Below are 11623 nucleotides of genomic sequence, written 5' to 3' on the forward strand. Positions count from 1 at the left end.
CGCCAAACGGGAAGGATGGGTCAGCAGATGCGCAGGCTTCGCCATAGCACTGGTGGCAAAACCTTCCTGGACGTCCGCCCTGTTGCCGCCATCCCCTCCGCCGCCCTCGGTTCTCATGCCACCGGCCTCAACACCACAGGCCTGAGCACCACCAGCTTTCACTCCACCAGCCCGCAAGCCGCGGGCCCTGGTTCCACTCGCTCGTTCTCCGCTGGCGACGTCACCCCTGGACCGTCCGCCGCGAGCCCGCTTCACCTTCTGCCTCGGTCAACAGGGCAGGCGCCGCCCGCCACGGATGCTGCCGATTCTCCTGCCGCTCAGCCCACCAAGCAGCTAAGCACCAAGGTCAGAAGAAGGGGCTATGTGACGACGCTCTCCTCGATCCTGAACAAGTCGCCGGAGGAAATCGAGGATACGATCGGCTATGGACGTGGGGCACTGAAGAAGGGCTATACGCTCTACCGCCTGGTCTCGCCCGTAGCACTGCCGCATTTCAAATGGCGAGGGGTGACACGAGACTCCGCAGGATTCACCTTCGACGCGCAGAGTGGCGAATTTGTCCTGTGCGAGTTCCTGCTGCGGGAGGAATTTGCCAAGAAATATAATTACGACGATGCGAAAATAGATGGCGCAATCAAACGATTCATGATTGGCCAGGCCTGGCGGGTGAACGTAAGAGACGGCGGTGATCTTATCGTGAAGATCGTTCCGAACGATCAGGTGACGGATTTCCCGCCGGGTGGCGACGCGCCACAATGGGAACTCACCGCGTTCCTGGAATTCGAAGCGATGGCGAGCATCTCGGGCGGCCAGTACCTGATCTGGCGCCAAGAGTGGTCTCGGCTGGGCGTGTGACGCCGCGTCGCCACCCGATATGACAGAACGAGGCGATGCTGGCCGGCCGCCTCGTCCCCTCGACCTTCAAATCAGCGTGAGCTTGTCGCCGAGTGCCATCCAGCCGGCCGGCTCCTTGATGAGCGCCTCGATCTCATAGGCGCCGAGGAAGCGCGTGAAGCCGCGCCGGGTGAAGATCTCCCAGAAGATCTTCGAGGCCGGGCCGGCGTTGGCGCCGCGCGGCTCGACGGGCGGTGGATCGGGCATGCGCCGATTGGGCTCGAGCGGCGGCAAGGGACGGCTGAAATTCGGCACGGGCGGCAGAGGCCGCGCGGCGGCGACGGGCGGAACCGGCAGCGGGCGCACGCCCGGCGGCACGGGCAACGGCCGGGACCCGCCCGGCGGAACCGGCAGCGGTCGGCCGCCCGCAGTGGGTAGGGGCGGCAGCGGGCGGCTGAAATTCGGCACCGGCTGGGGCGCCGGAGCGTTCGCCGTGTCGCCATCGGTCCGGTAGCCCTGCTCATTGTAGGCGATCCAGTGGATCTGCGCCGCGGCCGCGTAGCAGGCGCCGAGCAGCGACAGGTTCTTGATGCCGGCCTTCATCAGCGCCGCGATGATCGAGGACGGCAGGCTGGCCGCCGGCACGAACACGCCGGCGAGCTGTGTGCCGCGTACGCCGAGCTTGGCACCCTTGAGCGTCGCGATCAGCTTGCACCAGCCGGCAACGGTTTGCGCATTGCGATATTCGTAGGCGATCGCGGCAAGGCCCAGCATGTGGGCGCCGGTGAGCGCCGTCGCCTGGCCATGGAGCACGGCACCCGGCACGTTGACCGGCGGACCCGCCAGGCTCGCGAGCTCGCCCAGGAGCTGCACGGCGCTGGCACCCACCTTCTTCCAGCGCCGGTTGGTGAGGTAGCGCTGGGTGACCGGACTCTCGGTCTCCTTTTCGACCCCGAACGCGGTGAAATAGGGGTTGGCCTTCTTGGCCAGGCCCTTGAGCGCTTCGGCGCCGCGGCTGTCCTTGCCCTTGAGGCCGTCGACGATCATCTGCAGGCCATATCCGCCCGCCTTGAACGGGTTATGGTGGGCATGGCCCTGGCTGACGGCTTCGGTGGCCGAGGTTGCCGGCACCTCCTGCTCGATGACGGCGAGCATCAGGGCCAGGCCCTGGAGCGCCATATTCTCGGTGTCGAAGCTTGTGAGGCCGGCGGCCTTGAGCGCCTCTTCGCGCTTCGCCGCCGTCATGTAGGAATTGGACATCGCCGTTCGACCTTTCTCGGGGAAGCGGTCGACGAGGCGAGCGTCGTCCGCGGACGCCTGTGCTGGCTGACGCCCATGCTGGCTTCGGTCTTGCGAGATAAAAGCGGTCGGACCGGGCCCTCGCGACGGGAGGGTCCGGCCCGGTCCGGTCATGGCTACGAGGTCTGGGCGGTCGACAGGTCGTAGATCACATGGTCCGGATCGCCCTGGGTCCCGTCCGGCTTCATCTGATTGGTCGTGTACTGGATCTTGGTGAAGTTGAGCGACAGGGTCTCCATCGGCCGCTCGCCGCTCGACGAGTGGGAATAGCCGCTGATGATCGTGTTGGTCAGCGTGATCGTCAGATAGATTTCCTGCGAGTCCTTGAAGGTACGCGTAAAATCGATCTGCACCTGCTTGCCGTGGCCCGACAGCGCCTCCTGCATCAGCTTGCCGCTCGCGACGTCGTTCTCCTTGGTGACGACGATCTCGCTGATCGTCGGCGCCGTGGATTCGCGTTCGGCCGACGAACCGACCGTGCTCGAGATGCCGCGCCCGACGCCCCATTGGCACGAGTTGAGCTCGATCCAGGTCGTGTGCTTCGTCTCCGTGACGTCGCCCTGGATGCCGTCGAACTGCATATAGATGGCCATTGCTACTCTCCGTTCTCCGTTAGTGAAGGGTGCACCGCAAGCCGCCTTCGCTGGCTTCGATGACGACCCGCTGCACCGCCGAGCCTTCGGCCATGCGGGACAGGACTTGCGCCGACAGCGGCGGCAGCAGCGCGCGCGTCAGCAGCGCCTCGATGCCACGGGCGCCGACGCTGCCGTCGATCGCCTGCGCGCCGATGAAATCGATCACGTCGGCGCCGTACTCGACCGTGGCGCCGAAGCTCTCGCGCACCCGCCGCGCGATGCGCTCGACCTGCAGCGTTGCGATCTGCCGCAGCGTTTCGGGGGCGAGCGGCAGGTACGGCACGACGGTCAGGCGGCCGAGGAACGCCGGTTTGAAGGTCTTGGTGAGCTCCGGGCGCAGCGTCTCGGTGAGCGCCGCCGCCGGCGGCGCAGTGTCGCGGTCGGCGAAAAGCGAGGCGATGAGGTCGGTGCCGGCGTTGGACGTAAGGATGATGACGGTGTTGCGGAAATCGATATCCCGCCCCTCGCCGTCCTTCATGGTGCCCTTGTCGAACACCTGGAAGAACACGTCCTGCACACCCGGGTGCGCCTTCTCGATCTCGTCGAGCAGGATCACCGAATAGGGGCGCCGGCGCACGGCCTCGGTCAGCACGCCGCCTTCGCCATAGCCGACGTAGCCCGGCGGGCTGCCCATCAGCAGGCTGACTTTGTGCTCTTCCTTGAACTCGCTCATATTGATGGTGGTGAGGTTCGCCTCGCCGCCGTAGAGCAGCTCGGCCAGCGCCAGCGCGGTCTCGGTCTTGCCGACGCCGGAAGTGCCGACCATCAGGAAGACGCCGACCGGCTTCCTCGGATCCGTGAGCCCGGCGCGCGAGGTGCGGATCGCCTCCGCCACCGCGGCCAGCGCATGGTCCTGGCCGACGACCCGGCGGCCGAGTGCGGCCTCGAGCGTCAGCACGGTCTCGATCTCGTCCGCCTGCATCCGGCCGGCCGGGATGCCGGTCCAGCCTTCGACGATCTCGGCCACGGCCTGCGCGTCGACGACCGGGAAGACGAGCGGCCGCGTGCCCTGGAGCGCCTTGAGCGCGGCGCTCGCGGCCGCAAGTTCGGCCTGCAGCGGCGCCGGATCCTCGGCCGCCTCGACCCGCCGGCGCAGCTCGTGCACCGTCGCGACCAGCTCGCCCTCCTCCGCCCAGCGCGCCTCGAGCGTGCTGAGCTCCGCATCGAGCGTAGCCCGCTCGTCGTCGAGCGCCTGCCGCCGGGCGGTGTGGTCGATGCCCGACAGGATCTCGCGGTCGAGCAGACGGGTTGCGACATCGATCAGGCCGATGCGGCGGCGCCGATCCTCGATCGCGGCCGGGGTCGTCGCCTGGCTCATCGCGACGCGGGCGCATGCCGTGTCGATCAGGCTCACCGCCTTGTCCGGCAACTGGCGGCTCGGGATGTAGCGGGACGACAGCCGGACGCTCGCCTCGACCGCCTCGTCGAGGATGCGCACGCCGTGATGGGCCTCGAGTGTCGGCAGCAGGCCGCGCACCATGTCGGCGGCCGTTGGTTGCGACGGCTCCTCGACCTTGACGACCTGGAAGCGGCGGGTCAGCGCCGCATCCTTCTCGAAATATTTCTTGTATTCGGCCCAGGTCGTGGCGGCGACCAGCCGCAGCGCGCCGCGGGCCAACGCTGGTTTCAGCAGGTTGGCCGCGTCGCCCTGCCCCGCCGTGTTGCCGGCGCCGATCAGCATATGCGCCTCGTCGACGAACAGGATGACCGGGTGCGGGCTCGCCTGGCATTCGTCGATGACCTGGCGCAGGCGGTTCTCGAACTCGCCCTTGATCCCGGCGCCGGCCTGCAGCAGGCCGAGGTCCAGGGTGCGGAGCGCCACCTTGGCGAGCGGCGCCGGCACATCGCCGGTGGCGATGCGCAGGGCCAAGCCCTCGACGACGGCCGTCTTGCCAACGCCGGCCTCGCCGGTCAGGATCGGGTTGTTCTGGCGCCGCCGGATCAGGATATCGACGATCTGGCGGATCTCGTCGTTGCGCCCGAGGATCGGGTCGATCTTGCCGGCGCGCGCCTCGGCAGTGAGATCGATCGTATAGCGCTCGAGCGCGCCGCCGCCGCCCGGCGCCGCGACCGGCCCCGGCCCCGAGGCCTGGACCGGCGCGGCCGGTTCCTCGGCACTGCCGGCAACGATCGTCAGGAACGCGTTTCGGAGCGTATCGGGAATGATGCGGCGCAACTGCGGCGCCACGCTGCGCAGGCGCTCGCCCACCGACGATTCCGCCAGCATGGCCCATAAGAGATGGCCCGAGCGGACGGCCGGCGCCTTGAACTCGATCGAGGCGAAGAGCCACGCCTCCTTCGCGACGCCGACCAGCTCCGGCGACAGGCTCGGCGCCCGGCCGTTGCCGGTGGTCATCCGGTCGAGCGCCGCATTGAGCTCGGCCTCGAGACGCCCCGGCTGGACGTCGAAATGGTCGAGGATCCGCCTGAGGTCGCCATCGGGCTGGCCGATCAGCTGCAACAGCCAATGCTCCAACTCGACGTTGTAGTGGGTGCGCGACAGCGTGTGGCCGGCCGACGCTTCCAGCGCGCGGCGACAAGACTGGTCCAGCCGCTCGACGAGCAGTTTCAGATCAACGCTCGGCATCCGCCTTCTCCGTTCGCGTTGGGTCGCATTCGATGATGCGGCGACGGTATCGGCGAGTTTCGAGATCGTCTACAGAAGGTGAGTTACCATCGTAATCTAACTCACTAACACTGAAATCATCCTGTAGCAGTGCCCTATATATTAATGCATTCGTCGCTGATAAGCCACGGCGAATACCATTTTATATTATGGGACTGACGGCATGACGGATGAGAGAACGCTTCCATCGCCGGAAGAACTGTTGATCAATTTAAGTGAAGAGACGCCAACCGGGCGAGATCTTCGACTGGATGTGACGCCGCAGTCACTGTATTTCCGGCTGCGCGACGCCCGATCGGAGGGTCGCGCCCAGGAGCGGATCGCCGACAACGACCCGACGGCGACCGACGACGGTTTCCGTCACTGGACGGCGGTGCGCGAGCTCGCGATCGCGGCACTCGCGGCGGAAACGAAGGACCTGGAGATCGCCGCCTGGTTGACCGAGAGCCTGGTGCGCTGCGACGGGCTTGCCGGCCTCGTCGTCGGTGCGGAGCTCCTGCGCGGCCTGGTCGAGCGGTTCTGGGAGCGCAATCTGTTCCCGCCGCCGGACGAAGATGGCCTCGAGGGCCGCCTGGCGCCGATCGCCGGGCTCGACGGCGAAGGCGGCAATGGCGCGCTGCTGCAGCCGTTGCGCAAGCTCGTCATGTTCGAGCGCGGCGACGGCACGCCGGTCAGCTTCTGGCAGTTCGAGCAGTCGGAGGACGTGGCGGCGCTCGCCGACACGGCGCGCAAGAACCAGCGGCTCGCCGCCGGCGTGCCGCCGTTCGCCGAACTCGAGGCTGAGGCACGCGGCGCCGGCCGGCCGATGCTGGCCGCCATGGTCGCCGATGCGGCCCATGCGATCGCCGCCTGGCGCGCGCTGAAGACGGCGCTCGACGCCGCCGCCGGGCGCGACGCGCCGGCGCTCGGCCGCGTCCTCGACCTGCTGAACAAGCTGCACCGGGTCGCCGCCCGCTATGCCGGCCTGCCGGCGGCCGCCGTCGAGGCGACGGCGGTCGAGGCGATCCAGGCCGCGGATGTACCGGTCGTCCATGTCCAAGCCGCCGAGGCGCAGCCGGACCGAGAGGCGCTGCTCGCCGAGCTCAGCCGCATCGCGGCGCTCTTCCGCAAGACCGAGCCCAATTCGCCGATCAGCTACACGCTCGAGGAAGCGATCCGGCGCGCCCGGCTCACCCTGCCCGAACTCTTGAAGGAAATGATGCCCGACGCAGCCCCGCGCGCAGCCCTGCTGGTCGGCCTCGGCATCAACGCCACGCTCGAATAGCCCGTTCCCTCCACCCGACAAGCCCCCCACCCGACAAGCCAAGCATCGAATGAGGAATGACGACGATGAGCAACAGTATCCATGAAAAGCTGAGCCGGGTGCGCCGTCCGCGCGTCCATATCACCTACGAGGTGGAGACCGAAGGCGCGCAGATCGTCCGCGAGCTGCCGTTCGTCGTCGGCGTCATGGGCGACTTCTCCGGCGATCCCCGGACGCCGCTGCGCCCGCTTGCCGAGCGCAAGTTCATCCAGATCGACATGGACAGCTTCGACGAGGTGATGAAGCGCCTGAGCCCGGGCCTGCAGCTTCGGGTCGAGGACAAGCTCACCGGCGACGGTGGCACCATTCCGGTCGAGCTGCGCTTCGACAGCATCGAGGATTTCGAGCCGGCGCGCGTGCTGAACCAGATCCCGGCGCTGAAGGCCCTGCTCGAGACGCGCAACCGCCTGCGCGACCTGCTGAGCAAGGCCGACCGCTCCGAGGAGCTCGAGACCCTGCTCGAGACCGTCCTCAAGAACCCCACCGAAATGAACCGGCTGTCCGACGAGCTCGGCCTGCCCAAGGAGGCCTGAGCCATGTCCGATACCGCATCGAACGCCCAGCAGGCCGTCACCGCGACCGAGACCGAAGCGGCAAGCTTGCTCGACCAGGTCGTCACCGCGACGAAGCAGACCGAGCCGGACCGGGCGCATGAGCTCGTGCGCACCCTCGTCGAGCAGGCGAACCGCGGCACGGTGAAGTTCGATCGCAACCTGCCGCGCACCATCGAGCGGGCGATAGCACTGCTCGACCAGACGCTCTCGGCCCAGCTGAACGAGGTCATCCACGATCCGAAGTTCCTGAAGCTCGAAGGCAGCTGGCGCGGCCTGCACTATCTCGTGACCAACAGCAACACGAGCTCGAACCTCAAGATCCGCCTGATGAACGTGAGCAAGCGCGAGCTCAACCGCGACCTCACCCGCGCGGTCGAGTTCGACCAGAGCCAGCTGTTCAAGAAGATCTACGAGAACGAGTTCGGCACGCCGGGCGGCGAGCCCTACGGCGCGCTGATCGGCGACTATGAGTGGACGAACCACCCGGACGACGTCGAGACGCTGCGGCTCGTCTCGAACGTCAGCGCCGCGGCCTTCGCGCCATTCATCTCGGCCGCCGGCGCGGAGATGATGGGGTTCGAGCAATGGACGGAACTGACCCGCCCGCGCGACCTCGCCAAGATCTTCGACACCATCGAATATGCCAAGTGGCGCGGCTTCCGCGACAGCGAGGACAGCCGCTTCGTCTCGCTCGTCATGCCGCGCGTCGTGGCGCGTGTGCCGTACGGCGCCCGCACCAAGCCGATCGACGAGTTTGCCTACGAGGAATCGCCGATCGCTGCGGACGGCGCACCGCTGCCGATGCACCACGAGCAGTATTGCTGGATGAACGCGGCCTTCGTCATGGGCACGCGGCTGACCGAAGCCTTCTCGCGCTACGGCTTCTGCACCGCGATCCGGGGTGCCGAGGGCGGCGGCCGGGTCGAGAACCTGCCGCAGCACGTCTTCCAGTCGGACGACGGCGACTTGGATGCGAAATGCCCGACCGAGATCGGCATCACCGACCGGCGCGAATATGAGCTCTCCAACCTCGGCTTCCTGCCGCTCTGCCACTACAAGAACCAGGATTATGCCGTGTTCTTCGGCGCGCAGACGGTGCAGAAGTCCAAGGAGTACGACCGGGCGGATGCGACCGCGAACGCCCGCATCTCGGCCCGCCTGCCCTACATCATGGCGACCAGCCGCTTCGCCCATTACCTGAAGGTCATGGCGCGGGACAAGATCGGCAGCTTCATGGAGGCCGAGGACTGCGAGGTCTGGCTCAATCGCTGGATCAAAAACTACGTCAACACCAACGAGCAGGCGGGGGCCGAGAGCAAGGCCAAGTTCCCGCTGCGCGAAGCCCGTGTCGAGGTGCACGCCATCCCGGGCCGGCCCGGCGCCTACAGCGCTGTCGCCTATCTTCGGCCCTGGCTGCAGATGGAGGAGCTCACGACTAGCCTGCGCATGGTCGCGCGCATCCCGGAAAGAACCTGAACCATGCTCTCGACCGCAACCGGGTCGCCGCCGCGGGAGGCGGCGGCCGGCTCGCTGCGGCACGCGATCCTGTCCGGGCATTTCGCCCGGGCCGGGTCCGAGGACGCGGCTGAAGACCTGCTGTCGCTCCTGACGGAGGAGCGCGGGGCGCTCGCCCTCTGGCTCGGCGTCGACCAGGCGCAGGCGCTCGGCCATGATCCGCGCGCCGTGCGTGACCTCGTCGAGCGGGATATCGTCGCGATCGACCGGCTGATCACCCGCCAGCTCGATGCCGTGCTGCATCATCCGCGCCTGCAGCGCCTGGAAGGCTCCTGGCGCGGCCTGGCCTGGATGATCGGTGGCTTCGACGGTGGCGGCCGGATCAAGACGCGGCTGCTGTCCATCCGCTGGGACGAGATCGACCGCGACCTGGCACGGGCGAGCCAGTTCGACCAGTCGGCGCTGTTTCGGCTCATCTACGAAAACGAATTCGGCACGGCTGGGGGCGAGCCGTTCGGCCTCATGGTCATCGATCACGAGCTGCGCCACATGCCGCAGCGGCGCGACCCCGCAGCGGCCCAGGCGCCGGTCGACGACGTCTCCGTGCTCTCGAGCCTGAGCGCCATTTCGGCGGCGGCCTTCGTGCCCATGGTGCTGGCGGCGTCACCGGCGCTTCTCGGCGTCGACCAGTTCACCGATCTGGCACTCTCGAACGACATTGCCGCCGCCTTGCGCAGCGACACGCACGCCCGCTGGCGCGCGCTCACCCAGCGGGAGGATGCGCGCTTCCTGTGCGTGACCCTGCCACGCATGCTGGCGCGCCCGCGCTGGCGGGCCGGCAGCCAGGAACGGGCCGGCCTGCGTTACGAAGAACGGGCGGCACGGCCGCAGGATCGCACCTGGTGCGTCGCGGGCTATGCCTTCGCGGCCGCGGTCGGCCGGGCGCAGGCAGCGTTCAACTGGCCGGGCGACGTGCGCGGCGTTGCACCCGACCGCATCGGCGGCGGCCTCGTCACCGACCTGCCGGCGGAGCCGTTCGTGCTCGGCGCCGAGACCGCGTGGCACCGCCCGTCGCTCGACCTGGCGCTGACCGACCGGCAGGAGCAGGAGCTGGTGCTGGCCGGGCTGATGCCGCTCAACACGCTGCCCTACGGCGACGCGGCCTTCGCTGCCGTCCACAGCCTGCAGGCTCGCCAGGCCGAGCCCGCGGGCCGCGCGCCCACGGCTGCCGGCGCCAACATGCGGCTCTCGGCGCAGATCAACTCGATGCTCTGCGTGTCGCGCTTCGCCCACTACATCAAGATCATCGGCCGCGAGCTGACCGGCGCCTTCCTCACCGCCGGCGAGATCGAGCGGCGCCTGCAGAGCTGGCTCGCAGGCTACACGAACGCGAGCCAGAACCCCGACCCGGACTCACGCGCGCGCCACCCGCTCGCGTCCAGCCGGGTCAGCATCCACGAGCTGCCGGACCGGCCGGGCTCGTTCGGCTGCGTCATCCATCTGCAGCCCTATTACCAGCTCGACGACGTCTCGGCGACCTTCCGCCTGGTCACCGGCTTCACCGCCGCGGGCCGCGAGTTCTGACCAATGTTCCTCCCCCAATTCAGGAGATACCCATGACGACGTCCGACGCCGGAAGCTTGTTTCAGGAAGGCCGCCTTACCGCGGCGGTCGAGGCCGCGGGCGACGCCGTTCGGGCCGCGCCCGGTGACGCAAGTCCGCGCCTGCTGCTCGCCGAACTGCTGCTCTATGCCGGCAATCTCGAGCGGGCCGACGCGGTGCTCGAGGCGACCACGGCGGTCGACCCTACACTGGCGCTCGTCGCGGCCGAGTTCCGGCAGCTGCTGCGCGCCGCCGTCGCCCGGCGCCAGGTGCTGCACGAGGGCCGGGTGCCGGAATTCCTGGGCGAGCCGACCCAGGCCCAAGCGCACCTGCTGGAGGCGCTGACGGCGCTTCGAGCCGGCGATGCGGCGGCGGCCGAGACCGCAGCCCTTGCCGCCGAGGCCGCCCGCCCGGCGGTCGCGGGCACGACGCCGGACGGCGATTTCGCCGATTGCCGCGATGCCGACGACCTGTGGAGCGGCACGTTCGAGGTGCTGACCACGAACGGCAAGTATTTCTGGATCCCCGCGGAGCGGGTGGTCAGCCTGGAATTCCATGCGCCGAAGCGGCCGCGCGACCTGTTCTGGCGCCGCTGCACCATGATCGTGCGCGACGGCCCGGACGGCGAGGTCTATCTGCCGGCGCTCTATGACGGCGCCGCCACGGACGACGACGCGCTGCGCCTCGGCCGACGGACGGAATGGAGCGAAACGGCACCGGTCCGGGGCTCTGGTCAGCGCATCCTCCTTGTTGGCGACGACGGCATCCCGTTCCGGCAGCTGACGCGGATGGAGTTCGCATGACCGCGCCGTCGAGCCCAGGCGCGCGGCGCAGCCCGGCGCCGGTGCTGGCACCGCTGCTCGACCGGCTGCTCGATGCCGAGCCCGATCGCGCGGTCGATCGGCCCGCCTCGCCCGCCGAATCGGTGGCGCTGCTGCGCCGGGCCGTGCATCGCGACCTCGAGGCGCTGCTGAACGCGCGCCGTCCCTGGCGCACGGTCGCAGACCGTTTCCCGGCACTCAGGCTCTCGCCCGTGACCTACGGCATCCCCGACTTCACGGCGGGCGCCTACAACGACCGGCAGCAGCGCGAGGTGCTGCGCGCGGAGATCGAGGAGACCATCCAGCGCTTCGAGCCGCGCCTTGCCCAGGTCCAGGTGCGGCTCAGCGACGACGGCAACCTGCTGCGCGCGACGCTGCGCCTGTCGATCGACGCGCTCTTGCGCACCCATCCGGCGCCAGAGCCGATCGTGTTCGACACCATGATCGACACGACGACCGCCGATGTCGTGCTCAACCCGGTCTACGGCTACTAG

Annotated in this window: 10 protein-coding genes; 7 read left to right on the forward strand and 3 right to left on the reverse strand. The window is 68.5% G+C overall.

The features are described from left to right. Positions 1-27: 27 nt before the first annotated feature. The gene (locus IEY58_RS23045) at positions 28-855 is read left to right on the forward strand and encodes a hypothetical protein (RefSeq protein ID WP_189050198.1); all 828 of its coding nucleotides are present in this window, start codon (positions 28-30) and stop codon (positions 853-855) included. A gap of 66 nt (positions 856-921) precedes the next feature. Here IEY58_RS23045 and IEY58_RS23050 read toward each other — a convergent pair whose 3' ends face one another. The 3 genes from IEY58_RS23050 to tssH form a co-directional block, all read right to left on the reverse strand. After that, a complete protein-coding gene (locus IEY58_RS23050) occupies positions 922-2094 on the reverse strand; it encodes a hypothetical protein (protein WP_189050200.1) in 1173 nt (390 codons plus the stop codon). A gap of 155 nt (positions 2095-2249) precedes the next feature. Beyond that, on the reverse strand, positions 2250-2726 hold the full coding sequence (locus IEY58_RS23055) for an Hcp family type VI secretion system effector (RefSeq protein WP_189050201.1): 477 nt from the start codon (positions 2724-2726) through the stop codon (positions 2250-2252). Positions 2727-2745: 19 nt separating this feature from the next. Beyond that, positions 2746-5355, reverse strand: coding sequence for a type VI secretion system ATPase TssH (tssH, locus tag IEY58_RS23060; RefSeq protein WP_189050203.1), 2610 nt, complete (start codon positions 5353-5355; stop codon positions 2746-2748). A 202-nt stretch (positions 5356-5557) separates the two neighbouring features. Between tssH and tssA the strand changes: the two genes are divergently transcribed. From tssA to tssE, 6 genes are all read left to right on the forward strand, one after another. Beyond that, the gene (gene tssA / locus IEY58_RS23065; RefSeq protein ID WP_189050205.1) at positions 5558-6658 is read left to right on the forward strand and encodes a type VI secretion system protein TssA; all 1101 of its coding nucleotides are present in this window, start codon (positions 5558-5560) and stop codon (positions 6656-6658) included. Positions 6659-6723: 65 nt separating this feature from the next. Next, complete coding sequence (gene tssB, locus IEY58_RS23070) at positions 6724-7230, forward strand: type VI secretion system contractile sheath small subunit (RefSeq protein WP_189050207.1); 507 nt, start codon at positions 6724-6726, stop codon at positions 7228-7230. 3 nt (positions 7231-7233) lie between these two features. Beyond that, entirely contained in the window at positions 7234-8727 is a 1494-nt protein-coding gene (gene tssC / locus IEY58_RS23075) for a type VI secretion system contractile sheath large subunit (protein ID WP_189050209.1), read from the forward strand. 3 nt (positions 8728-8730) lie between these two features. Next, on the forward strand, positions 8731-10290 hold the full coding sequence (gene tssC, locus IEY58_RS23080; RefSeq protein ID WP_189050211.1) for a type VI secretion system contractile sheath large subunit: 1560 nt from the start codon (positions 8731-8733) through the stop codon (positions 10288-10290). Positions 10291-10322: 32 nt separating this feature from the next. After that, complete coding sequence (locus IEY58_RS23085; protein WP_189050213.1) at positions 10323-11111, forward strand: type VI secretion system accessory protein TagJ; 789 nt, start codon at positions 10323-10325, stop codon at positions 11109-11111. Further along, positions 11108-11623 (forward strand): type VI secretion system baseplate subunit TssE, encoded by a 516-nt coding sequence (gene tssE, locus IEY58_RS23090; protein WP_189050215.1) that lies wholly within the window; start codon positions 11108-11110, stop codon positions 11621-11623. Before IEY58_RS23085 ends, tssE begins: the two co-directional genes overlap by 4 nt.

Origin of the sequence: Aliidongia dinghuensis (genome assembly GCF_014643535.1) — a bacterium.
Classification (GTDB): Bacteria; Pseudomonadota; Alphaproteobacteria; order ATCC43930; family CGMCC-115725; genus Aliidongia; species Aliidongia dinghuensis.

Coding starts and splice junctions, on each gene's coding strand:
- IEY58_RS23045 (WP_189050198.1), top strand. CDS start 28: ATGCGCAGGCTTCGCCATAGCACTGGTGGCAAAACCTTCCTGGACGTC.
- tssH (WP_189050203.1), bottom strand. CDS start 5,355: ATGCCGAGCGTTGATCTGAAACTGCTCGTCGAGCGGCTGGACCAGTCT.
- IEY58_RS23055 (WP_189050201.1), bottom strand. CDS start 2,726: ATGGCCATCTATATGCAGTTCGACGGCATCCAGGGCGACGTCACGGAG.
- IEY58_RS23085 (WP_189050213.1), top strand. CDS start 10,323: ATGACGACGTCCGACGCCGGAAGCTTGTTTCAGGAAGGCCGCCTTACC.
- IEY58_RS23050 (WP_189050200.1), bottom strand. CDS start 2,094: ATGTCCAATTCCTACATGACGGCGGCGAAGCGCGAAGAGGCGCTCAAG.
- tssC (WP_189050211.1), top strand. CDS start 8,731: ATGCTCTCGACCGCAACCGGGTCGCCGCCGCGGGAGGCGGCGGCCGGC.
- tssA (WP_189050205.1), top strand. CDS start 5,558: ATGACGGATGAGAGAACGCTTCCATCGCCGGAAGAACTGTTGATCAAT.
- tssB (WP_189050207.1), top strand. CDS start 6,724: ATGAGCAACAGTATCCATGAAAAGCTGAGCCGGGTGCGCCGTCCGCGC.
- tssE (WP_189050215.1), top strand. CDS start 11,108: ATGACCGCGCCGTCGAGCCCAGGCGCGCGGCGCAGCCCGGCGCCGGTG.
- tssC (WP_189050209.1), top strand. CDS start 7,234: ATGTCCGATACCGCATCGAACGCCCAGCAGGCCGTCACCGCGACCGAG.